The 21,553-nt window shown below is 70.3% G+C and carries 22 protein-coding genes; 5 read left to right on the top strand and 17 right to left on the bottom strand.

What is annotated here, in order from left to right; genetic code table 11:
* Nucleotides 1–77: 77 nt before the first annotated feature.
* Both OC490_RS40340 and OC490_RS40335 read right to left on the bottom strand, forming a co-directional pair.
* Nucleotides 78–1,997 (bottom strand): hypothetical protein, encoded by a 1,920-nt coding sequence (locus tag OC490_RS40340; protein ID WP_262063017.1) that lies wholly within the window; start codon nucleotides 1,995–1,997, stop codon nucleotides 78–80.
* A 58-nt stretch (nucleotides 1,998–2,055) separates the two neighbouring features.
* Nucleotides 2,056–2,565: a tetratricopeptide repeat protein gene (locus OC490_RS40335; protein WP_262063016.1), complete on the bottom strand. Its 510-nt coding sequence runs from the start codon at nucleotides 2,563–2,565 to the stop codon at nucleotides 2,056–2,058.
* Nucleotides 2,566–2,704: 139 nt separating this feature from the next.
* On the opposite strand from OC490_RS40335, the gene OC490_RS40330 reads away from it, so the two are divergent.
* Complete coding sequence (locus tag OC490_RS40330; protein ID WP_262063015.1) at nucleotides 2,705–3,106, top strand: hypothetical protein; 402 nt, start codon at nucleotides 2,705–2,707, stop codon at nucleotides 3,104–3,106.
* A gap of 130 nt (nucleotides 3,107–3,236) precedes the next feature.
* Here the strand turns inward: OC490_RS40330 and OC490_RS40325 are convergent, their stop codons facing one another.
* The 9 genes from OC490_RS40325 to OC490_RS40285 all read right to left on the bottom strand — a co-directional run bounded on the left by OC490_RS40325 (nucleotide 3,237) and on the right by OC490_RS40285 (nucleotide 12,576).
* Nucleotides 3,237–4,772: a DUF1996 domain-containing protein gene (locus OC490_RS40325; protein WP_262063014.1), complete on the bottom strand. Its 1,536-nt coding sequence runs from the start codon at nucleotides 4,770–4,772 to the stop codon at nucleotides 3,237–3,239.
* Nucleotides 4,773–4,955: 183 nt separating this feature from the next.
* Complete coding sequence (locus tag OC490_RS40320) at nucleotides 4,956–5,609, bottom strand: LuxR C-terminal-related transcriptional regulator (protein ID WP_262063013.1); 654 nt, start codon at nucleotides 5,607–5,609, stop codon at nucleotides 4,956–4,958.
* Nucleotides 5,594–6,811, bottom strand: coding sequence for a sensor histidine kinase (locus OC490_RS40315; RefSeq protein WP_262063012.1), 1,218 nt, complete (start codon nucleotides 6,809–6,811; stop codon nucleotides 5,594–5,596). Before OC490_RS40315 ends, OC490_RS40320 begins: the two co-directional genes overlap by 16 nt.
* 149 nt (nucleotides 6,812–6,960) lie before the next feature.
* Complete coding sequence (locus tag OC490_RS40310; RefSeq protein WP_262063011.1) at nucleotides 6,961–7,998, bottom strand: NAD-dependent epimerase/dehydratase family protein; 1,038 nt, start codon at nucleotides 7,996–7,998, stop codon at nucleotides 6,961–6,963.
* Between the two features lie 59 nt (nucleotides 7,999–8,057).
* Nucleotides 8,058–8,651 (bottom strand): winged helix-turn-helix domain-containing protein, encoded by a 594-nt coding sequence (locus OC490_RS40305; RefSeq protein ID WP_262063010.1) that lies wholly within the window; start codon nucleotides 8,649–8,651, stop codon nucleotides 8,058–8,060.
* A gap of 293 nt (nucleotides 8,652–8,944) precedes the next feature.
* Nucleotides 8,945–9,877, bottom strand: coding sequence for a DUF6891 domain-containing protein (locus tag OC490_RS40300; RefSeq protein WP_262063009.1), 933 nt, complete (start codon nucleotides 9,875–9,877; stop codon nucleotides 8,945–8,947).
* Nucleotides 9,878–9,962: 85 nt separating this feature from the next.
* Nucleotides 9,963–10,991: a glutamine synthetase gene (gene glnII / locus OC490_RS40295; RefSeq protein WP_262063008.1), complete on the bottom strand. Its 1,029-nt coding sequence runs from the start codon at nucleotides 10,989–10,991 to the stop codon at nucleotides 9,963–9,965.
* Nucleotides 10,992–11,400: 409 nt separating this feature from the next.
* Nucleotides 11,401–12,084, bottom strand: a complete 684-nt coding sequence (locus tag OC490_RS40290; protein ID WP_262063007.1) for a septal ring lytic transglycosylase RlpA family protein — start codon at nucleotides 12,082–12,084, stop codon at nucleotides 11,401–11,403.
* Nucleotides 12,085–12,216: 132 nt separating this feature from the next.
* Nucleotides 12,217–12,576, bottom strand: a complete 360-nt coding sequence (locus OC490_RS40285) for an arsenate reductase family protein (protein ID WP_262063006.1) — start codon at nucleotides 12,574–12,576, stop codon at nucleotides 12,217–12,219.
* Between the two features lie 164 nt (nucleotides 12,577–12,740).
* On the opposite strand from OC490_RS40285, the gene OC490_RS40280 reads away from it, so the two are divergent.
* Nucleotides 12,741–13,055 carry a hypothetical protein gene (locus tag OC490_RS40280; protein ID WP_262063005.1) on the top strand — a complete coding sequence of 105 codons (315 nt, stop codon included), beginning with the start codon at nucleotides 12,741–12,743 and terminating at the stop codon, nucleotides 13,053–13,055.
* A gap of 284 nt (nucleotides 13,056–13,339) precedes the next feature.
* On the opposite strand, the gene OC490_RS40275 is transcribed toward OC490_RS40280, so the two are convergent.
* Entirely contained in the window at nucleotides 13,340–14,521 is a 1,182-nt protein-coding gene (locus OC490_RS40275) for a winged helix DNA-binding domain-containing protein (protein ID WP_262063004.1), read from the bottom strand.
* A gap of 132 nt (nucleotides 14,522–14,653) precedes the next feature.
* On the opposite strand from OC490_RS40275, the gene OC490_RS40270 reads away from it, so the two are divergent.
* Both OC490_RS40270 and OC490_RS40265 read left to right on the top strand, forming a co-directional pair.
* Entirely contained in the window at nucleotides 14,654–15,994 is a 1,341-nt protein-coding gene (locus OC490_RS40270) for a DUF2252 domain-containing protein (RefSeq protein WP_262063003.1), read from the top strand.
* 232 nt (nucleotides 15,995–16,226) lie between these two features.
* Nucleotides 16,227–16,529, top strand: a complete 303-nt coding sequence (locus OC490_RS40265) for a hypothetical protein (RefSeq protein ID WP_262063002.1) — start codon at nucleotides 16,227–16,229, stop codon at nucleotides 16,527–16,529.
* A 6-nt stretch (nucleotides 16,530–16,535) separates the two neighbouring features.
* Here OC490_RS40265 and pspAB read toward each other — a convergent pair whose 3' ends face one another.
* From pspAB to glnA, 5 genes are all read right to left on the bottom strand, one after another.
* Entirely contained in the window at nucleotides 16,536–17,129 is a 594-nt protein-coding gene (gene pspAB, locus OC490_RS40260; protein WP_262063001.1) for a PspA-associated protein PspAB, read from the bottom strand.
* A 2-nt stretch (nucleotides 17,130–17,131) separates the two neighbouring features.
* Entirely contained in the window at nucleotides 17,132–18,055 is a 924-nt protein-coding gene (htpX, locus tag OC490_RS40255; RefSeq protein ID WP_262063000.1) for a zinc metalloprotease HtpX, read from the bottom strand.
* Nucleotides 18,056–18,177: 122 nt separating this feature from the next.
* Nucleotides 18,178–19,014 carry a hypothetical protein gene (locus OC490_RS40250; protein WP_262062999.1) on the bottom strand — a complete coding sequence of 279 codons (837 nt, stop codon included), beginning with the start codon at nucleotides 19,012–19,014 and terminating at the stop codon, nucleotides 18,178–18,180.
* A gap of 2 nt (nucleotides 19,015–19,016) precedes the next feature.
* Nucleotides 19,017–19,277, bottom strand: coding sequence for a hypothetical protein (locus OC490_RS40245; RefSeq protein WP_262062998.1), 261 nt, complete (start codon nucleotides 19,275–19,277; stop codon nucleotides 19,017–19,019).
* Between the two features lie 111 nt (nucleotides 19,278–19,388).
* The gene (glnA, locus tag OC490_RS40240) at nucleotides 19,389–20,798 is read right to left on the bottom strand and encodes a type I glutamate--ammonia ligase (protein WP_262062997.1); all 1,410 of its coding nucleotides are present in this window, start codon (nucleotides 20,796–20,798) and stop codon (nucleotides 19,389–19,391) included.
* A 198-nt stretch (nucleotides 20,799–20,996) separates the two neighbouring features.
* Between glnA and OC490_RS40235 the strand changes: the two genes are divergently transcribed.
* A complete protein-coding gene (locus OC490_RS40235) occupies nucleotides 20,997–21,467 on the top strand; it encodes an RDD family protein (RefSeq protein WP_262062996.1) in 471 nt (156 codons plus the stop codon).
* The last annotated feature ends 86 nt before the right edge of the window (nucleotides 21,468–21,553 follow it).

The raw sequence follows: 21,553 nt of genomic DNA, 5'->3' as shown, positions 1-21,553 counted from the left end.
ATGTACTGACGGGTAAGTCCGTGGGGAACCCTTGTGCGGGTACTTGTTGACGCCAGTGTCAGCTACGCCGGTGTCGGCTAGCGGAGGCCGGTGATCGTCCTGCCGTCGTCCAGTGTGCCGTTCAGCTCGGCCTGGACGCCTTGTTTGGTCTTCACGGCCAGCAGGCCGCCCTGCGCCGAACCGTTCACCCCGCCCGTCGCCCTGATCGACTTGGTGTCCTTGCCGCCGGCGGCCAGCAGATACCAGCTGCCCGCCGCCGACTTCCACAGCACTCCGGCCAGCACCTGCGGATCACGCGCCCCGCACGCCGCCACGTCCTGCGCCTTCGCGGCGACCGCACCGTACGTCCCGCCCGGCGTGCGGAACTGCGCCAGCACCCGCTCGCCGCCGCCCCGCCAGGTCTCGGCCCGGGTGCACACCCACTCCGCCGCGCCGCTCGCGTCGGGCAGCGGCTGGGCGGCGTACTGCCAGGCGTTCACGGACCGTACGCCGAGCGAGCGCATCGCGCCGAGGGAGCAGGCGAAGGGCGCCCAGGCACGCTGCGTCTCCGCGCCGGACACCTCGTGGGCCGAGCCGGGCCGGCCGGCGGTGAGGTGCGCCGGGACCAGCTCGCCGAGGTCGCTCATCAGCCGGGTGCCGGTGTCGTCGGTCAGCTGGAGCACGTTCCAGGACGTGCACGCGCCGGTCTGCTGGGCGGGGGACGCGAGCGGCGAGGTGATGCCGTCGGTGAGGGTCATGGGCAGGGCGCCGGCGCTCGGCTTCAGCAGGTCCCGCTCGGCCGCCTTCCTCACCCAAGGGGCCGTCAGATAGCGGACGTTGCCGTCGGCCCGGTCCAGGACCACCGCGTTGGCCTCGGTGCCGGTCGCGCCGTCGACCCGCGCGAAGTCCAGCGCCGCGCCCTTGGTGCCGTCCTTGGGTTCGGCGTAGCGGGCGATGCGCAGACCGTCGTAGAGGATCACCACGCGGGCGTTGTCGACCGTTCCCGCGTACAGGAGTTGGGGCGGTCCTGCCGGGCCGCCGGAGGGGGTGCCGGGGGTCGCCGAGACCTGGACGGACGCGCCGGGGCGGGCCCAGACGGCGAGGGCGCGGCGCAGCAGGGCGGTGTTCTCGGTGAGGTCGCCGCGGGCGGGCCAGACGGAGAAGTCCTTGCGGGTGGCGGACTTCCAAGCGGTGGGCACGACCCTCGTCAACTTGCCGGGGTTCAGGGCGGCTTCGGCCGCCGGGTTCGCCGCGTACGCGGGTGCGGCGGCGCCGTCCGGGCCCCAGCCGCCGCCGGGCAGCGCGAGCAGCGCGCCGCACACGGCGACGGCCGCCGCGGCGGCGAGCGCGGCCTTGCCGTGCTGACGGCGGCGCATCAGATCGGTGGGCCGGGCGTGCAGCGAACAGGGGTCGAACTCGGGGGAGTTGAGGAGTTCGAACTGCGTAGGCGCCTCGTCGGTCTCGCGCAGCGCCGCGTCCACCTCGTCGACTCCGGCCGCCGCCAGCACCCGGCGTACGTCGCCGTCGGGCAGCTTCTCCAGGCCGCGCAGCGCGTACACCGCGCGAGCCGGGCCCGACAGGGCCGACAGCCGCTGGTCCAGGGCGAGTTCGTCGGCGCCGCCCGAGCGCGGGAAGAGCCGCAGGCCCCACACCTGGGGGAGCAGCGGCGGGAGTTGGGAGCGCTTGGGCCACGCCCGGAACGACAGCGGGAGGCCCGCCTCCAGTGCCGTACGCACGACCTGGAGGCGGACGAAGGCGTAACCGGGGTCGCCGTCCCGGCCGGTCGACTGGGCCGGGATCGCGGACGCCGACGCGCGGCCCCTGGGCAGGGCGCGCTGGGTGAGGGCGTGCGCGGTCAGGACGCGCCGGTTGCGGCCGAGGCTCGGGGGGAGCACCAGATAGGCGAGCCGGACGAGCCGTGGATAGTGCTCGACGAGCGCGGCCTCGGCCTGTTCGACATCGACGACCGGGGCGGTGGGTGAAGCTGCGGGGCGCTTGGCGACATCCTGTGACTGCACGTTCAGCAAAACGAGCGAATCGTGAGTTGGTCACCGCCACCCGGGCGACTCGGGCGGTTCAGTCGGCCGGTTCGACCAGCGCCCGCGCGTAGTTCGCCATCGACCGCTGGTAGCGCGGCAGATGGGGCGCCAGCGCGCCCAGCACGAGGGACAGGCCCTCACGATCGCGGCCCAGGCTGGACAGACACAGCGCGAGGCACGCGCGTACCGCGTCGTCCAACTCGTCCGAGGGGCCGTCGAGTTCGGGTGTGAGCAGCTTGACGCCCTCCTCCGCCCGTCCGATGTTCCGCAGCGAACTGGAGAGTTGGATCTTTGCCCGCCGCCCCTTGTAGGCGCTCGCCCCGCTCAGCCCGCGTGCCAGCGCCTCCTGGTACAGCGGAACCGCCTGGTCCGAGTGGCCGGTCGAGTCCCAGGCGCAGGCCCGCTCGAAGGGGCCCAGCGGACTGCCGTCCGGCAGTTCGGCGACGAGCGCGTCGATCACGGCCCGGAAGTCGGCGGCCCGCTCCTCGGGGTAGTCGTCGAAGGTCGCCCAGGCGGCGGTCGTACGGTCTTCCCAGTCTTTGTTCACGGGCGCCACCTTCGCAGACGTGTACAGCCGAGGGCCACGGGTTTGAGTGCGGGGCCCGTTGTGTCCGTATCGAAGGAGAAGGCCCCTCGTCGGGGCCGTCTGCGGCATGCTGCTGACCGGACTACCGGAGGAACGACAGATGAGGCTGACCCGACCGATGCTCGCGGTGGCCGGCGCCACGGCGGCGCTGGCGCTGGTGGGCTGCGGCGCCGACACCAAGGCCGCGACCATACCGACGGCGGCCACCGGCAGCCTGGAGAGCCTGGCGGCCAAGGTGAAGTGCACGCCGGACATCCAGACCGACGCCGACGAGCTCCGCCAGGCCATCTGCAAGATGAGCTACGGCAAGTTCGTCCTCGCGACCTTCGCCACCGACCGCGGCCAGCGCGAGTGGATCAACGACGCCAAGGACTACGGCGGGTTCTACCTCGTCGGCCGCAAGTGGGTCGCCGTCGGCACCGACAAGATCGTCAAGAAACTGCAGACGACGCTCGGCGGCGACGAGGAGATCGGCACCGACCACTCGAAGCACACCAGCTGAAAGCTGTGTCACCGGTTCACACCCCTCAAAGGGTCCACACCGGTTAGGCCAGTACACACACGAAAGCGGGCGGTGGGAGAACCCACCGCCCGCCTTCGTGCTACCGGGTGCTACCGGCTAGCTGCGCTCACTAGCACTTCTTGCCGGTGTTGACGCAGTTGGCGATCGTCGCCGCCAGGTTGTTCTTGGTGACGCTGATGAAGTCGTCGTGGTCGGTCGACGCCTTGTGCAGCTGCTCCGGGAAGCCGTCCACCGCGTAGGCGTTCTTCACGGTGCCGTCCGCCTGGATGGTGGGGGGCGTGATCTTGTAGACCAGACGCATCGTCAGCTGGGGGATGGCCTTGAAGCCGTTCCCGCAGACACCGCTCGCCGGGTCCGCGAAGGCCACGTGCGTACGGTGGTTGGCGCTGTCGATGTTCACGCCGTCCCAGCAGCTCTGGAACGCGAAGGTGCGGACCACGTTGCTGCCCTGCGGGCAGATCGGGTACTGCTCCGTCAGCTGGACCTTGTTCTCGAAGCCGGTGCAGCTCCAGTGCGCGTTGGCGTTGGCCAGACCGTTGGTGAGGGTCTTGGCGTCACCGGTGATGATGCGCAGGAACTGCGGCATCGCGACGACCTTGCTGGCCGGCGAGCCGACGTACTTGATCTGCGCCGACTGCGGGGTCAGGATCTTGCCGACGTTGCCTTCCTTGCCACCGCCGAGCGCGTTCGCGTCGAACTCCTGCGAACCGTCCTGCACACGCACGACCGGCCAGTAGTACGCCGAGAGGTCACTCTGGTTCTGGCAGCTGGAGGGGGCGGCCAGCAGCGAGTCGTTCGTGGAGAACGCGTTGACCTTCTGGTTGCCGACGTAGTCGTGCTCGTGGTGCGCGCCGTTGGTCACGCCGGGCGCCACGATGACGTTGTCGGTGTTGTGGTTCTTGTTGGCGTTGACACCACACCGGGTGGTGAAGGAACCGGTCGAGGCCTGAGCCTGCTTCTGCGGCTTCGCCTGCACGTTGTTCGCGACCTTCGTGATGTCCACGAAGTCCGCGGCCGTCGGGCCGTTGCCGGCCTGACCACCGTTGTTGGCGGCGGGCGCAGAGGCGCTGGCACTCGGGGCAGCGGTGTTGCCGTTGTTCTGGCCGCCGTTGTTCTGCCCGCCGTTGTTCTGACCACCGTTGTTCTGACCACCGGCGGTGGTGTTGTTGGCGGTCTGCGTCGTACAGGCAGCGAGCTGCGCCAGTGCAGCCGCGTTGACACTGCCGCCCACTCGCTGGATGTCGATGCGGATACGGTCGATCGTCGCGGCCCGCTTCTCCTTGAGGGGGCCGACGATCGCGTTCTGCACGAAGCTTGCGTCGTTGGCCTGTGCCTGGCGCGTCGAAGCGAGCCGTGCGTAGGCCTCGGTGATCTGCTTGTCCAGGTTCGCCAACTCGGTGGCGACGCCCTGACGAGCCTTCTGCGGCACGTTCGTCAGCTGCTGGCCGACGTCCGGGCAGGCGATCGTCGCGACAGCACTCGCCGCGGCGGCCTTCGTCTGGTTCTGGCCCGACGAGTTGGACTCGTGAGCCGAAGCGTTCATCTGCGCCCAGAGCAGCCCGGCCCCACCGAGCGCTAGGGCAGCCGAGGCGGCAATGGCCTTGGTGGCCATCGGCGTACGGCGTTTACGATCATTGCGTCCCATGGAACTCCTCTGACTTCCTTGCGGGGCAGCGAGGCGCCCGACAGGAGTGAAGCGGCTCCCTTTGATACGCAGGGGGTCCCAGGAGTGTTCAGCCGTCTCATAAATTGATGAGAGGTTCCTGGGTAAGTCCCCTCTCAACTGGCCCCTAAACACCGGCAGTTGTGATCAACTCACAGCTAGTGCTCAGCGTTCCTGGTCCAAATAGGCCAATACCGCCAGCACGCGGCGATTGTCGTCGTCCGAGACCTCCAGCCCCAGTTTGGCGAAAATATTGGACGTGTGCTTCCCGATCGCCCGTTCCGTCACGACGAGTTGCCCCGCGATCGCCGCATTCGACCGTCCCTGCGCCATCAGCTCCAGCACCTCGACCTCCCGGGGCGTCAGCCGTCCCAGCGGCCGGTCGTCGGCCGCCCGTCGCGCCAGCAACTGCTGAATCACCTGCGGATCCATCACCGTCCCGCCGCCCGCCACCCGCCGTACGGCGTCCACGAACTGCTCCGCGTCGAACACTCGGTCCTTCAGCAGATAGCCCACCCCGCCACTCCCGTTGGCGAGCAACTCCCGCGCGTACAACTGCTCCACATGCTGCGACAGCACCAGCACCGGAAACCCGGGCCGCTCCCGCCGCGCTCGCAACGCGCACTGCAGCCCCTCGTCGGTGTGCGTGGGCGGCAGCCGTACGTCGACCACGGCCACGTCCGGCGCCAACTCGGCCAGCGCCTCGGTGAGTTCGGGCCCGCTCTCCACGGCGGCGGCGATCTCGAAGTCGTAGGCCTCCAACAGCCGCACCAGCCCGTCCCGAAGCAGGAACAGGTCTTCGGCTAGGACAACACGCACGGAATCTCCATGGTCACCACGGTGGGACCGCCCGCGGGGCTGCTGACGGCCAGGACGCCGTCGAATGTACCGAGTCGCCGCCCGACTCCGGAGAGTCCCGACCCCGCCCCGACCACGGCACCACCCCCACCGTCGTCGGTGACGGAGATCCGCAGCATCCCCTCCGCGTGGCGGAGGTCGACCCAGATCCGGTCGGCACCGGAGTGCTTGACGGCGTTGGTCAGCACCTCGCTCACCGCGAAGTACGCGGCCGACTCGACCGGCGCGTCCGCCCGCCCGCCCCCGATGTCCACGTACACCTCCGTCGGCACCGGCATCCGCAGCGCCAACGCCCTTACGGCATCCCCGAGTCCACGCTCCGCCAGCACCGGCGGATGGATACCGCGCACGAGGTCGCGCAGCTCGCCCAGCGCCTCGGCGGAGGACTGACGCGTCCGGGCCAGCAGCTCCCTGGCCTTCGCCGGATTCTTTTCGATGAGCGCCTCGATCGTGCCGAGATCCATCCCCATGGCCACCAGCCGGGCCTGAGCGCCGTCGTGCAGATCGCGCTCGATCCGCCGCAGCTCGGCCGCCGAGGAGTCCACGGCGTCCCGCCGGGTCTCGGTCAACACCCTTACCCGCTCGGCGAGTTCACCCTGCCCCGGAGCGAGCACAGAACGCGTCAGCAGAAAGTGGATCCGCAGCAGCACGGGCGTGAGGAAGTAGGAGGCGACGAGCAGCGCGACACCCAGCAGCCCCGCGAGCAGCGCACTGCCCTGCCCGCTCACCGGCACGAACCCGTACCACCACCCCACATACGTCCCGTCCGTGAACACGCGCCACAGCCCGAAGGCCAACGCGAACCCCTCCAGCGGATAGAACACCAGGGCAGCGGGCACCAGCGCGGTGACGAACCCGGCGGTCATGTCGACGAACAGCCAGCCGAGCAACCGGAAGGTGACTTTCCAGGACTTCGCCCCGCTCGGCTCCACCGGAATCCGCACCCCGCACCACTGCACGGCAAACAGCCGCCGCCGATTCGCGTGCGCCCGCACGCCGGCCAGCACCCAGGGCGTGGTGATCAGCCCGATTCCCACAGGCACGAGCACAAGGGAGACGACCATGAGAACGAAGAGGACGAGCGACCCGTAGAGGGAGATGAGAGCGAGGGCGAGGCCGCGCAGCCCGGCCGTGACGACTGTACGGGCCCTGTTCGTGTCCATAGGCCCAGTCTCACGGAGCACGGCGACAAGGTCACGGGGCCCGCGCACCGTGATGGGGGTGTCGCTACCAACACCGGTTCCCTGCGGCTTTTGCTTTTAGGGGCGCGGGGAACTGCGCGACCAGCCCCCACCGGCCCGCACCCAACGAACTACGCCACGAACGGCACCCCAAGCACCTTCGCCTCCACAACAGGGTCAAGCCCCACCCCCGGCCGATCCGGCCGCTGCGGCGCGGAACCCCCGATGCCCTGCAACCACCCCCACGTATCAGTCACCGTCTCCTCCACAGGACGACAGCTCAACCCAGTCGCCACCGCCCGGGACACATCCGCGCCGTGCAACGCGTCGTACCCCTCGCTGCCGGCCGGAATCCACACCGGCAACTGAGTCCACGGCTCGATACCCGCCCCGAGCACCACCTCGGGATCGGTCCACCGCAACTCGGCGCCCCCACCAGTGACCCGCACACACGCGTCCAACAACGACCCCATCGTCGCGTGCCCCTGCGGCGAGATCAGGTTGTACGCCCCGCTCAACTCCCGCTCCACCGACCCGAGCACCCACTCCGCGAGATCCCGCACATCCACGTACTGAAGGGCGAGCCCCCGCGGCCCCGGCGCCAACACCGGCCCGCCCCGCGCGACCCGGGTCAGCCACCACGGCAGCCGCCCGATGTTCTCGTACGGCCCGAGGATCAGCCCCGCCCGCACGAACACCGACCGCTCCGCCCCGAACGCCCCGAGCGCGGCCAGCTCCCCGCCCCGCTTGTCGCGCGCGTAGTCCGTCTTGTCGGCGTCGGGCTCGGCGCCCTCGACAACGGGCGCGTCCTCGGTGTACCCGGCGGGCGGCGCCCACGCGTACACCGAGCAGCTCGACACATACACATACCGGCCCGCCCGCCCGGCGAGCAGCCGCGCAGCGTCGTGCACCGCGCGGGGCGCCGCCGACCAGGTGTCGACGACGGCGTCCCACTCGCCCTCGGCCAGCGCGTCGAGCCCACCGGGCGCGGTGCGGTCACCCCGCAACGCCCGTACCCCGGGTAGGCCCGGGGGTCCGGGGGGTGTCCCCCGGAAGAGCACAGCGTGCCGTCCCCGATTGAGGACGGTCACCTCCCAGCCCCGCCCGAGGGCCGCCTCCACGACGGCCCGCCCCGCGAACTCCGTACCGCCCAGCACCAGAAGTCTCATACGGCGACTCTGCCCGCGCGGCCCACGGAACGGAACGCGAATCTGCCGTCAGCAGACGATCAACGCGCGGTCGGCGGCGTGTACTTGTACCCGACCCGGCGCACCGTCTGGATCGCCTTGCGGTGCTCGACGCCCAGCTTGCGGCGCAGCCGGGCGATGTGGACGTCGACAGTACGGCCGTCGCCCACGTGCCCGTAGCCCCACACCGTGGTGACCAGCTGGTCACGGGTGTGCACCCGGTTGGGGTGGGCAACCAGGTGGGCGAGGAGTTCGAACTCCAGGTACGTGAGGTCGAGTTCCTCGCCCTTGAGCTGCGCGGTGCGCTGCACGGTGTCGATACGGACGAGCGGTTCGGCGTCGACGGTGATGCCGGGCACGCCGTCCGGCAGGACGTCGGGGTGCCCGGTCCGGGCGAGGTGCGGGCTGTCGGCCGGGATGAGGACGAGGTACCCGACCATCGGCGGCTGCCCCGGCAGGGTCGGCAGTGTGTGCGGCGGCGCAGGCAGCCAGGTGGCACCCGGCGGCAGGAACTCCGCGACGTCGATCACCTCGTCCCGGTCGACGGCACGCAGATGGTTCCGCGCGCCGTTCGGGGCGGGGGAGGGGGCCGGAGCGTTGAGAGTGGCGGAGGGCAGAGAACGGATGATCGCCATGAGAGGTCAGCTCTTTCGCGCGAGAGGTTCGTCGAGGGACGTACATCGAGTCGCGCAGGCCGGAGGCCGAGGGTGTACGGCTTTAGAGGGCCGGCGCGTTCATCGCGCGACAACACACCCGGTCGAAGTCATGGTGCTGACGGGAAGGCCAGAAGGGCTCCAGGTCATGGCGACCCGTCGCTCCGCACTTCTGGTAGTTGCCCATGGGCCCATTGAAGCAGACACACGCCCGCAACAGGACCCTTCTCTCACAGCTTGGACGCCCCCTTGGCGGGAAATTGACGTCCGGCCCCTCATCCCACCAGCCGTCTGTGCCAGGTCAGCGGCTTGACGTCGATCGCCTTGTCCAGATCGCCGTCCCAGTCGGCGGACAGCCCGGCGCTCCGGAGCGCGGCCAGGACCTCGTGCCCGACGGCCGTGGCGGTCTCGTCCGAGCCGTCGAACCCGCCGTAGTGCAGAGCGAGTCCGTGCCCCTCGACGGCGTGCTCGGTGACCTGCTCGTGGAAGAAGACGAACCCCCGGGCGCCCTCCCGCTTCGCGCCTATCTCCGCGAGGCCGCACCCTCGGCAGCAGCCGAAGTTCTCCCGGGCGGTGATGCCGCTCGCGTTCAGCGTCTCGAAGGCGCGGGTGAGCCGGTCCGGGTCGGTGACGCCGTTCCAGGCCGCCTGCTCGACCACCCGCTCCACCCACAGTCGGTCCACCAGCCGCGCGGCCTGCGCACGGGAGACCGGCCGCTCGTCGCCCTTGACCAGGTAGTCCTCGGCGATCTCGGTCAGCGTCCTCCGGTCGTCGTAGCCGCAGCGCAGCCGTGTCCTGACCCGCTCCTCGACCTTCTCCCGTACCTCGTCCGGCAGCTCGGGCACCTCCTCCCGGGGCCCCAGGTCGACCGGCTCCCAGCCGAGGCCCGCGTGCCAGCGGGCCGTCTGCCGTGCCCAGGCGGTCAGCAGCTCCGCCACGCGCACGGGATCCGTGAGGTTCGTGCCGTAGAACTCGTCCTCGCTCAGGCGGTGTTCCAGCCGGTAGTCCCCGCCCTCCTCGTGCCACACCTGCGCGAACACGTCCGGGAGGTCGGGTATCCGCTGCACGATCAGGAAACGGTCGCGGGCGCCCCCGATCCGCGCCACCACCTCCCGCAGCCGTACCGCCGAAGTCCGCGTGTACGTCTGCCCGTTCTCCGTCTCGACCTTGATGTCGAGGTCCTTGTCGATGCCCCCGTTGCTGTCCATGGATCAAGACTCGCACGCGCCACTGACAACGCGAGGGGGCGCCCACCGTGACGGTGGACGCCCCCTCGCGCAGGTGCGGGGCGGATCAGACCTGGCCGGCCTTCTCCAGAGCGGAGCAGCACGTGTCGACGATGAGGCGCGTCACGAGATACGGGTCGACGTTGGCGTTCGGACGGCGGTCCTCGATGTAGCCCTTGCCGTCCTTCTCGACCTGCCACGGGATACGCACCGAGGCGCCGCGGTTGGAGACGCCGTAGGAGTACTCGTTCCACGGGGCGGTCTCGTGCAGGCCCGTCAGGCGGTCGTCGATGCCGGCGCCGTAGTGCTTGACGTGGTCGAGGGGCTTGGAGCCCTCGCCGAGGGACTCGCACGCGGTGATGATCGCGTCGTAGCCCTCACGCATCGCCTTGGTGGAGAAGTTGGTGTGCGCGCCCGCGCCGTTCCAGTCGCCCTTGACCGGCTTGGGGTCGAGGGTCGCGGAGATGCCGAAGTCCTCGGCGGTGCGGTAGAGCAGCCAGCGGGCGATCCACAGGTGGTCGGAGACCTCCAGCGGGGAGACCGGGCCGACCTGGAACTCCCACTGGCCGGGCATGACCTCGGCGTTGATGCCGGAGATCGCGAGACCGGCCTTGAGGCAGTTCTCCAGGTGGGCCTCGACGATCTCGCGGCCGAAGATCTCGTCGGCGCCGACACCGCAGTAGTAGCCGCCCTGGGGCGCCGGGAAGCCGCCCTCGGGGAAGCCCAGCGGACGGGCGCCGTCGAAGAAGGTGTACTCCTGCTCGATGCCGAAGATCGGCTCCTGCGCGGCGAACTTCTCGGAGACCTCGACGAGCGCGGCACGGGTGTTGGACTCGTGCGGCGTCATGTCGATCTCGAGGACCTCGCACATGACGAGGATGTCGTCGCCGCCGCGGATCGGGTCCGGGAAGCTGGCGACCGGCTTGAGCACGCGGTCCGAGGAGTGCCCCTCGGCCTGGTTTGTGGACGACCCGTCGAAGCCCCAGATCGGGAGCTCGGCGCCCTTGGCGTCGTCGGCCAGAATCTTCGTCTTGGAACGGAGCTTGGCCGTCGGCTGGGTGCCGTCGATCCAGATGTACTCAGCCTTGAAGGTCACGGGCCACATCCTTCGGGGTGGGTCATTCGTCGCACTTGCGGGTGCTGCGGCGCAGCGGCACTGGAGCGCCGCGATTCATGCCGGGCAGCCTGTCAATATGCGATTTCCCGATCATTGCCCAAGTGTGAACCCCGTGTTACCTGGTGGCGCTGTGTCGCGATTCACGTGCGCTGCGCACGGCTCGCGGGGGAGACCGCTGTGAACCCGCTGTTCGCACTCGCAGACGGCCGACGGACGGGTGCGGCAGGACGGCTCGTATGCGATGGGGTTGGCCCCCGGGGAGTGCGCGGCGGCTGTGAACGCGTCGGTCCCGCTGCTTCTGGCCGGAAGCAGCGGGACCTATGACACGTACCTGGTGGCGGCCCGAGCGACAGGGCCGTCACCTCACCGGTTTCTGGGACCTGGAGCGTCACCCCACCTTCTGGATCAGAGCGCGGCGGATGAGGAACTTGCCGGGCTCACGGACCTGTTCGAAAGCAGCGTTGTTCAGCAGGACACAGCTACCGGAGACCGAAGTCACCTTCACCGTCGTGGACTTGTTGTTGTCCAGGTTGGTGACCTTCAGCGTCGTTCCTGCCGGGAACTGGTTGCTGGACGCGGCGGGCGCACCGGCCTCGCCGGAGAGCGTGACGGTCGAGCCGTTGCACACCTGGCTGCCCGCGGCGGCACCGGCACCGGTGCCGGTGTTGCCCGCCGAAGGGGTCGCCTTGGAGGTGGCCGCGGGTGCGGGTGCGGACTGCGCGGGCTGTGCGGCCTGGGAGCCCTGAGCCGACTCCCCAACCGTGCAACCGGACGCCTTCTGCTGCACCTTGATCTGCGCGATGACCGCCTCGCGGTTGGCGATCCGCGCCGCCGACTGTGCGTCGGGATTGGCCTTCTGGCCGGCGATGAAACTCTGGTTGTTGCCGAGGGCGGTGGCGAGCCCCTGGCAGACCGTCGAGTTCGGGGCGGACAGCGTCTTGGCGTTCTGGGCCGACGACTGCGACGCGTTCGACGTGGTGGCGAGTGCGAAGGCCCCGCCTCCGGCGACCGCCGCGGCGGTGACCAGCAGCGCCAGCTTCTTCTTCGTGCTGGCAGTTCTCCTACGCGACATGCGCGTCTCCTGTGGGGTAGGGGACCGTACGCCGCTATGTACGGGATACCGAACGATGTAACTCACCCGACACAGAGGTCACTGAAGTGACGTACGCCACACGGGTGTTGTGAATCGGTCGCCGCGCACCCGCTACCGGGACAGCGCCTCCCGTACGGCCTCGTCACTGCGCGCGACCACCGCCGTACCGTCGTCCGCCGTGATGATCGGCCGCTGGATCAGCTTCGGATGCGCGGCGAGCGCCGCCACCCACCGCGCCCGCGAACTGCCGTCCCGTGCCCACTCCTTGAGCCCCAGCTCCTTCGCCACGGCCTCCTGGGTGCGGGTGATGTCCCACGGTTCGAGCCCGAGCCGCTCCAGTACGTCCCTGATCTCGGCCTCGCTCGGTACGTCCTCCAGATAGCGGCGGACGGTGTACTCGGCGCCCTCCGCGTCGAGCAGGCTCACGGCGCTGCGGCACTTGGAACAGGCCGGGTTGATCCAGATCTCCATGGGGCTCACGGTACGCGAAAACCCGTCTTCCACCTGCGTCACAACGCTCTCAACAGCCTTTGTGGCCAGGGCATTTGTCAGTGGTGGGCAGTAGAATAGAAGCAGTGTTCGAGGGTGTCGCCGGGGGGTCCGGACGGCGCCCTGACCGCGACAGGAGGATGTCCGTGCCCGCTGCCGCACTGAAGCCGAAGCCGCTGCCGACCCAGTCCACCGCGAAGCGTTCCGTCCAACTCGACCTGCCCTACGTGCCCGTGGCGAAGCGGCCGTTGCCGCCCGGACGCCCGCGGGACTGGTACGTCACGCACAACCGCCGCCTCAAGGCGATGCGGCTGGCCATCGCCCTGCTCGACTCGGGCGTGTACGTCCCGAACCAGGCCCGCAACGAGACGATCCGCAGCACCGCCGAACTGATCGGCGTCCACGCGCCGTCGGACACGACGTGTCACATGGTGCGGGCGCTGATGCGGTACTCGCGCTGAGGGGTGGCGCCGGGTGCCGTGTGTCTTTTCGGCGCCCGGTGCCCGGCGCCGGTGCGGGGGTCCCTGGGGGCTGCCGCCCCCAGACCCCCGCTTCGGCCTGAACGGCCTCGTCCTCAAACGCCGGACGGGCTGAATGATGCCGGCCGGAGCCGAAGACGCGGCGCGGGCTGAACGATGCCGGCCGGAGCCGGAGCCGGAGCCGAAGACGGGGCGCAGGCTGAATGATGCAGGCCGCGCTGAAAACGCCGGACGGGCCGATGGTTCCGGCCCCGATATCCGCACCCCTACACCGACAACTCCCGCTCCACCGGCGTCCGGAACCGCGGTGTCACCCGTGTCGCCCCCACCCACCCCCGCAGCCGTTCCGCCGCCTCCCCGATCGCCGCCTCGGCCTCCGTGCCGACGTCCGTCCGGTCGAGCACGCGCCACGCGATCTCTCCGTCCGGCCGCTGCGCCCAACTCCCCACCACCCGCCCGTTCCACCACACCGTGGGGCCCACGTTGCCGCTGTAGTCGAACAGTGCGGGGCGCAACTCCGGTGCCAGGTACCAGTCCCGGTGCTGCCAGCCCATCGCCGTCGGATCGAGAGCGGGCAGCAGGGCCGCCCATGGTTCGGCGGGGCCGGCCGGCGGATCGAGGTCCCCGGCGGCGACGTAACCCACCCCCTCGTCCAGGGACACCGGCTCGGCGCCGATCGCCGCCAGGGCCCGGCGGACCTCCGTCACCCGCCACCCCGTCCACCACTTCAGGTCGGCCTCGGTGGCCGGGCCGCAGGCCGTGAGCCAGTGCCGCAGCAGGGCCGACTGGGCCTCGGCGACGTCCAGTTCGGGATGTTCCGGCGCCACCGCCCAGCGCAGCTGGCTCGACGTCCAGCCGCCGAGCGGACGGCCACGCACGACCTTCCCCTCGACCCCCAGCACCCTCAGCAGCCGGGTCGACAAGGTGTGGACGCCCTCGTAGCTCTTCCCGGCCGCGTACACCCACTGTTCCCTCAACCTCGGCTCGTCCTCGGCGAGTTCGGCCGCCGTCGCCTGTCCGCGCCGGGCCAGCGCGGCGAGCGTCGCGTCCTCGACCTCCTTCAGCCAGACCGCGTCCGGCGCCCCCGCCTTCGCCATGTCCTTGACCAGGGAGGCCCGTTCACGTGCGGCGACGGCGAGTCCGGTCGAGGCGTGCACGACGGCGGTCAGGTCGGCGGGGAACACGAACACGGTGTGCCGCATGCCGTGCATACGGACGAGAGTGCGGTCCTCGTACAGGGCGCGAGCGGTCTCGTCCACGGTGCCGGCCGGATCGGCGAGGCGCGCGCCGACGGCCAGGTACACCGTCGCCGGGTCCGAGCCGTGCAGGGCGACGAGGGAGTCGGCGACGTCTTCGGGCGTTCCGGCGCGGGTGCTCGCGGAGAGGCGGTGGCGGAGGGCGAGCCGGGCACGCCGTTCGGCCGGGGTGATGTGGCGCGCGCTGCTCATCAGGACCTCCGCTTGAAAGGGTGACTTCTCGACCGACAGTAAACGGGTGGGTCGGTGGGCAGGCAGTCTGTTCGTTCACCCGATCGCCGGGCACGGAATGCGCTCCTGCGCCCACCCGGTTTCACTGCGTACATGACCACCCCGGCCGACCGAGCGGAACGTGGCCGTGCCGCGCGCAAACGCGTTTCCCGTTCCGCGCACGCCGGCTGGATCCCCTCCGTGGACCGCCCCGACCCCGTCGCCGTACTGGAACGCCAGGGCCGGGACCGGCTCCCGGAACTCCTCCCGATCCGCTACGGCCGCATGGTCGCCTCCCCCTTCGCCTTCCTGCGCGGCTCGGCCGCCGTGATGGCCGCGGACCTCGCGTCCCAGCCGCACACCGGGCTCACCGTGCAGCTGTGCGGTGACGCGCACCTCCTCAACTTCGGCCTGTACGCCTCCCCGGAACGCGCCCTGCTCTTCGACCTCAACGACTTCGACGAGACGTTCCCGGGCCCCTTCGAGTGGGACGTCAAACGCCTCGCCGCCAGCATCGCCGTCGCCGCCCGCGAGAACGGCCACGGCGACACGAAGGCCCACCGCGCCGCACTGGAGGCGACCGCCACGTACCGTACGGCGCTGCGTGCCCTGGCCCGTAAGGGCGAACTCGCGGTCTGGTACGACCGGATCGACGCCGACAGCCTGCTGCCCCTGGTCCGCTCCGCCCGCAACCGGCGCCGGGTCGAGTCCAGCCTCACCCGCGCCCGCCGCCGCACCAGCCTGCACGCCGTAGGCAAGCTCACCGAGACCGTCGACGGCCGCCGCCGTATCGTCCGGGACCCGCCCCTCCTGGAACCGGCCGGCGCCTCGGACATGGCCGCCGTACGCAAGATCTTCAGCGACTACCGCTCCACACTCTCCGAGGAGCGCCGTCTGCTGCTCGACCGCTACCGCTTCGTCGACGCCGCCCGCAAGGTCGTCGGCGTCGGCAGCGTCGGCACCCGCTGCTTCATCGTGCTGCTCTCCGGCCGCGACCAGGACGACCCGCTGTTCCTGCAGATCAAGGAGGCGCGGAAGTCCGTACTGGAGGAGCATCTGCCGAACGGGCCGTACGTCCACCCCGGTCACCGTGTCGTCGCCGGCCAGCGCCTGCTCCAGGCCGCGAGCGACATCTTCCTCGGCTGGATGACCGGACCGCAGGGCCGCGCCTTCTACTGGCGCCAGCTGCGCGACATGAAGGGCTCCGCGGACGTCGCCGGCATGAGCCCGGCCGAACTCCTCGCCTACGGCCGCCTGTGCGGCACCGCGCTGGCCCGCGCCCACGCCCGCTCCGGTGACCGGGTCGCCATCGCCGCGTACCTGGGCGGCACCGACACCTTCGAACACGCCGTGGCCGACTTCGCCTCGGCCTACGCCACCCAGACCGCCGCCGACCACTCCGCTCTGGGCGCGGCGGTGGCGGCGGGTGTGGTGACGGCGTCACCTGGGATCTGACACCACAACTCCAGGCCGGGAAAAGAAGATGCACACCGAGTGACCGACTCCCTACGCTGGAGACGCATTGCGGAGCAGGTCGCCACCGTTTCACGCAGGGGAGGCGTCACCCTGCGGAGTCGGCGCTACTCTCGTTCGCACCCAACCCACCGACGGTCGGCCGCCCACCCCAGCGTCCTGTCGGGACACGTTCACACCGCTTGGACCACACCCACGCCCACGGAGGCCCGTCATGGGCACCATCGTCATATCCGGGACCGTCGTCCTGGTCGTCTTCGGCTTCGGCAACCACGTCTGGTGGCTGGCCGCGGTCGCCGTCCTCTTCCTGTACCTGCAGTACGGCCGGGACTCCTCGTCCTCGTCCTCTTCCTCGGCGTCGTCCTCGTCGGCCGCGGGCTCCTCCTCGGGAGGCGGAGCCACCCCGTCGAGCTACCGCGCGTACCGCGACCGCCGGGACAAGCAGGCCAAGTGGGAGCGCCGCTACCAGCGCGAACGCCCCCTGGAGTCGCGTCGGCAGGCACGAGAGAAGAGCTAGCAGGACCTACAACCCGGGGGCGCCCCACACCGGGAACCACCGGCTCAGATCCTGCTCGATCCGCAGGTCGTTGCCGAGCATCGACTTGACCTGCAGTTCCAGTGAGCTGTCGCGCCGCTGCCCGTCACCGGCCAGCGGCGCGAACGGGAAGAACGTCCCGCGCTTGTAGAGATAGACGAGCGCGAGCCGCCGGCCCCCGTCGGCCCCTCCGTCCTCGAACCCGGCCAGCGAGCACAGCAGTTGGGGCCCGAAGCCGTTGACCTCCATCGCGCTGTTGACCGCGTGCAGATCGTTCACCAGCGCCGACAACTGATCCGGGGTCCGGCGCGAGACCAGCCACGAGTAGCCGTAGGCGTCCTGGGTCAACTCCACCGGGGGACCGGTGCGTTCGGCGTCCGCGTCCAGAAGTGCCTGGACCTCCCGGTGCGTCTGCTCGAACGCTCCGCCCTCCACCGTCGCGAAGCACACCGCACCGCGCCCGGTCGCCCTGAACCCGGCCGCCGCCTCCAGCGTCACCGCCGCCGAGGGCAGCGCGAACAGCTGGTCGAGATCGGGGGCGACCGGTTTCGTACGGCCGAGCAGGATGTCCAGCAGCCCCATCCTCAGCCCGCCTTGTCGATGCCGGGTACCGCCGCCTCACCCAACTCGGCGGAGATCCGCCCCAGTTGGTCGAGCCGCTGCTCCAGGCTCGGGTGCGTCGAGAAGTACTTGGAGATACCGGGCTCGGTGCCGGTCGCCGGGGTGAAGTAGAAGGCGTTGAAGGCCTGCGCGGTCCGCAGGTCCTTGGTCGGGATCCGCGCGATGTCGCCGTCGACCTTGGTGAGCGCGGAGGCCAGCGCCGAGGGCTTGCCGGTGAGCAGGGCCGCCGCCCGGTCCGCCGCCAGCTCCCGGTACCGGGACAGCGCCCTGATCAGCAGGAAGCTGATCGCGTACACGGCCGCCGAGATCCCCATGATCCCCGCGAAGACGGCGAGGGTGTTCTGGTCTTTCCGCCCCCGGAAGATCTGCGAATAGAAGGCGAACCGGACCATCAGCCCGGCGAGCACTCCGAGGAACGAGGCCACCGTGATCACGGCCACGTCCTTGTGCGCCACGTGCGACAACTCGTGCGCGAGCACACCCTCCAGCTCGGCCGGCTCCAGCCGCCGCAGCAGCCCGGTGGTCACACAGATCACGGCGTTGTCGGCATTGCGCCCTGTCGCGAACGCGTTCGGCATATCGATGTCCGACACGGCGACGACGGGCTTGGGCATGTCGGCCACGGCACACAGCCGGTCGATCACACCGTGCAGCTCGGGATACTCCTCCCGCTCCACGATCCGCCCCTTCATCGCGTACAGCGCGATCCGGTCGGAGAACCAGTACTGCGCGACGAGCAGCCCACCGGCCAGCACCACGACCAGCACCCAGGACTTCAGCAACACGATCAGCGCGGCCACGAACGCCACGTACAACAGCCCGAGCAGGAACAGCGTCAGACCCATACGCACGGTCAGTCGCCGGTCGCTCCGGAAGCGGCTCTGCATCTGCCATCACCCCGCAGTCAGGCACTCGTCCCAACGCCCAGTGTGCACCCGGCCTCTCCCATGAAGCGGTCCCGATCGGGCCTAGGCGGAGCAAAAGGTGCCTGTGAATCCGGGTCCGGTCCTCACCCCTGCTTTACGGCGCGCTCGGCCCATCCGCGCAGCTTCACATCCGGATCGTCCGACAACGCCTCGGCCGCCCGCCGTCGTACGCTCCCGCCCCGCGCGTCGAGCAGCCGGAACGCGGCGACCTGCACCGGCCGGGGCCACCGTGCCCCCAGCCGCTCCGTCAGCCACTCCTCGGGCACCAGCTCCGCGGACGGCAACTGCGCGGCCGTCACCTCACGCACGACCCCGGCCGCCGGATCGTCCACCAACGGCCGTAGCCGTCGTACGTCCGCCACGTCCAGCACCCGCAGCCCGGCCACGGCCCGCGCTGGAGCAGAGCGCGACGATCCGGTCGCGGGGGCCCGGCGCAGGGTCTCGTCGAGCAGGCCTACGGCGAAATCGGCGCGGTTGCGGCGGCCGACGAGCAGGATCATCGGCGCGAGCGAGACGGCGGTCAGGGCGTCGAGGCCCTCGGCCAGCCGCTGCCGGGCCCGGTCACGCACCGGCGGGGCCCACTCGGCGCAGCGCAGTACGACCACGGGCAGCAGCACGGGGTACCCGGCGGTCCGGTCCAGCGCCGCCTGCCTGATCCGGCCGTCCCGGTGACACAGGGCCAGCGCGAGCTGGGACTCGGTGAGCGGGCCGGGGCCGCGCAGGACGTCGGTGAGCTCACGGGCGCCGGCCATCCGGTCCCACTGCACGACGCCCGGCGGACAGAAGAACTCGTCCGCGCGCACCCCCGTGTCCAGCCCGAGCCACGCGCGCGGATCGCGGACGTCGAGCACGTCCCGTACCGATTCCCCCTGCGCGAGCCGCACCGCGGCGGCCACTCCACGTCTGATGTCGGCACGCATCTCTAGTACGGCGCCCGGAAGTCGACCCACCCCAGCAGCACGACGACCGCGGCGACACTCCCCAACACGATCACCGTCGACACCCAGGACGACCGCCGCGGCCCCACCCCCTCGGGCTCACCCCGGAACGGCACCGGCCCCGGCGGATTCTCCTTCCACCGGGAGGCCAGCATCCGGGCCCGCGCGGACGGCTCCTTGTGCTCGGCCCCGTCGGCCCACTTGATGTCGAACTCGCGCTCCTCGTCGTCCTGTTGCTGTCCCATCCCCGTTGCCCCTCCCGGAAAACAGTCTGCGTAAAACAGTCTGCGTACGACGGTGCCCCCGCCTCTCCGAAGAGAGACGGGGGCACCCGACGATCGGTTCGATCGGTTGGATCACACGTCGAAGTACAGCTCGAACTCGTGCGGGTGCGGACGCAGCTGCAGCGGCGCGATCTCGTTCGTGCGCTTGAAGTCGATCCACGTCTCGATCAGGTCGGGCGTGAAGACGTCGCCCGCGAGCAGGAACTCGTGGTCGGCCTCAAGGCGGTCGAGGACGGCCGGGAGGGAGGTCGGGACCTGGGCGACGCCCGCGTGCTCCTCGGGGGCCAGCTCGTAGAGGTCCTTGTCGATCGGCTCGGCCGGCTCGATCTTGTTCTTGATGCCGTCCAGGCCCGCGAGGAGCAGGGCGGAGAAGGCGAGGTACGGGTTGCCGGAGGAGTCGGGCGCGCGGAACTCGACGCGCTTGGCCTTCGGGTTGGAGCCCGTGATCGGGATGCGCATCGCGGCGGAGCGGTTGCGCTGCGAGTACACCAGGTTGACCGGCGCCTCGAAGCCCGGCACCAGGCGGTGGTACGAGTTCACCGTCGGGTTGGTGAACGCGAGCAGCGACGGGGCGTGCTTGAGGATGCCGCCGATGTAGTAGCGGGCGAGGTCCGACAGACCCGCGTAGCCGGCCTCGTCGTAGAAGAGCGGGGAGCCGCCCGCCCACAGCGACGAGTGGACGTGCATGCCCGAGCCGTTGTCACCGAAGATCGGCTTCGGCATGAAGGTCGCGGTCTTGCCGTTGCGCCAGGCCACGTTCTTCACGATGTACTTGAAGAGCTGGAGGTCGTCGGCCGCGGCGAGCAGCGTGTTGAACTTGTAGTTGATCTCGGCCTGGCCCGCGGTGCCCACCTCGTGGTGCTGGCGCTCGACCTGGAGGCCGGACGCGGCCAGCTCCAGGGAGATCTCCGCACGCAGGTCGGCGAAGTGGTCGACCGGCGGGGTCGGGAAGTAGCCGCCCTTGTAGCGGACCTTGTAACCGCGGTTGTCCTCGACCGCACCGGTGTTCCAGGCGCCGGCCTCGGAGTCGATGTGGTAGAAGCTCTCGTTCGCCTTGGTCTCGAAGCGCACGCTGTCGAAGACGTAGAACTCGGCCTCGGGACCGAAGTACGCGGTGTCGGCGATGCCGGTGGAGGCGAGGTACGCCTCGGCCTTCTTCGCCACGTTGCGCGGGTCACGGGAGTACTGCTCGCCCGTGATCGGGTCGTGGATGAAGAAGTTGATGTTGACCGTCTTGTCGCGGCGGAAGGGGTCCACGCGCGCGGTCGACAGGTCGGCGCGGAGCGCCATGTCGGACTCGTGGATGGCCTGGAAGCCGCGGATCGAGGAGCCGTCGAAGGCGAGTTCCTCATCCGGGTCGAAGGCCGTCGCCGGCAGCGTGAAGTGCTGCATCACACCCGGCAGATCGCAGAATCGGACGTCGACGAACTTGACGTCCTCGTCCGCGATGAACTTCTTGGCCTCGTCGGCGTTCTGGAACATCCAGCTCCTCCTACTCCCGACCGTCCGTGCCGGGGTGGTAGTTCGTTCGTGCGGCCAGTGCGGTGGCACACGCTGAATCCGACCTTAGGGACGGGGGATTTCTCAGGCGTGACCCATTTGTTTCGCCCAAGTTAACCGGTCTTGGGCCGCCTGGCCCCTCCTGTCCGCATGGCAGAACGGGGGCAGTACCGTGGACGGGTGGACAACAGGGATGCAATCGGTTCATGGCTCTCCGGGCCCCGGGAAGCCGCGGAGCGGGCAGGTGTCGACTTCGGCTACCGCGGTGAGCAGCTGGGCCTGCCCGAGCAGGGCCCCGGCTCGATCGCCCGCCCGGGCCGCCGCCTCGGCGCCCTCGCCGTCGACTGGGCGCTGTGCCTGTTGATCGCATACGGCCTGCTCACCCACGGCTACAAGCCGGGGTCGACCGGCAACTGGGCCCTCCTCGTCTTTTTCGTCCTCAGCGCCCTCACGGTCGGCACGATCGGCTTCACCCCGGGCAAGCGCCTCTTCGGCCTCCGCGTGTACGCCCTCGACACCGGCCGTCCGGGCCCCCTCCGCGCCCTGCTCCGTTCCGCCCTGCTCTGCGTCGCGATCCCGGCCCTGATCTGGGACCGCGACGGCCGCGGACTCCACGACCGGCTGGCGCGCACGGTGGAGGTGCGCATCTAGCGGCCGGCGGCAGCAGTCGTACGACCGAGGGGGCGCCCCGGAAGGACCCGGGCCGCCCCCTTCGGTGTGCCGGTTTCCGTGCCGGG

This window comes from Streptomyces sp. STR69, assembly GCF_024519455.1.
In the GTDB taxonomy this organism is placed as follows: Bacteria; Actinomycetota; Actinomycetes; order Streptomycetales; family Streptomycetaceae; genus Streptomyces.
This window is presented reverse-complemented; position numbering and strand designations above follow the sequence as displayed.

Coding starts and splice junctions, on each gene's coding strand:
- OC490_RS40330 (WP_262063015.1), top strand. CDS start 2,705: ATGAGGCTGACCCGACCGATGCTCGCGGTGGCCGGCGCCACGGCGGCG.
- OC490_RS40325 (WP_262063014.1), bottom strand. CDS start 4,772: ATGGGACGCAATGATCGTAAACGCCGTACGCCGATGGCCACCAAGGCC.
- OC490_RS40315 (WP_262063012.1), bottom strand. CDS start 6,811: ATGGACACGAACAGGGCCCGTACAGTCGTCACGGCCGGGCTGCGCGGC.
- OC490_RS40310 (WP_262063011.1), bottom strand. CDS start 7,998: ATGAGACTTCTGGTGCTGGGCGGTACGGAGTTCGCGGGGCGGGCCGTC.
- OC490_RS40305 (WP_262063010.1), bottom strand. CDS start 8,651: ATGGCGATCATCCGTTCTCTGCCCTCCGCCACTCTCAACGCTCCGGCC.
- OC490_RS40300 (WP_262063009.1), bottom strand. CDS start 9,877: ATGGACAGCAACGGGGGCATCGACAAGGACCTCGACATCAAGGTCGAG.
- OC490_RS40290 (WP_262063007.1), bottom strand. CDS start 12,084: ATGTCGCGTAGGAGAACTGCCAGCACGAAGAAGAAGCTGGCGCTGCTG.
- OC490_RS40285 (WP_262063006.1), bottom strand. CDS start 12,576: ATGGAGATCTGGATCAACCCGGCCTGTTCCAAGTGCCGCAGCGCCGTG.
- OC490_RS40275 (WP_262063004.1), bottom strand. CDS start 14,521: ATGAGCAGCGCGCGCCACATCACCCCGGCCGAACGGCGTGCCCGGCTC.
- OC490_RS40270 (WP_262063003.1), top strand. CDS start 14,654: ATGACCACCCCGGCCGACCGAGCGGAACGTGGCCGTGCCGCGCGCAAA.
- OC490_RS40265 (WP_262063002.1), top strand. CDS start 16,227: ATGGGCACCATCGTCATATCCGGGACCGTCGTCCTGGTCGTCTTCGGC.
- pspAB (WP_262063001.1), bottom strand. CDS start 17,129: ATGGGGCTGCTGGACATCCTGCTCGGCCGTACGAAACCGGTCGCCCCC.
- htpX (WP_262063000.1), bottom strand. CDS start 18,055: ATGCAGAGCCGCTTCCGGAGCGACCGGCGACTGACCGTGCGTATGGGT.
- OC490_RS40250 (WP_262062999.1), bottom strand. CDS start 19,014: ATGCGTGCCGACATCAGACGTGGAGTGGCCGCCGCGGTGCGGCTCGCG.
- OC490_RS40245 (WP_262062998.1), bottom strand. CDS start 19,277: ATGGGACAGCAACAGGACGACGAGGAGCGCGAGTTCGACATCAAGTGG.
- glnA (WP_262062997.1), bottom strand. CDS start 20,798: ATGTTCCAGAACGCCGACGAGGCCAAGAAGTTCATCGCGGACGAGGAC.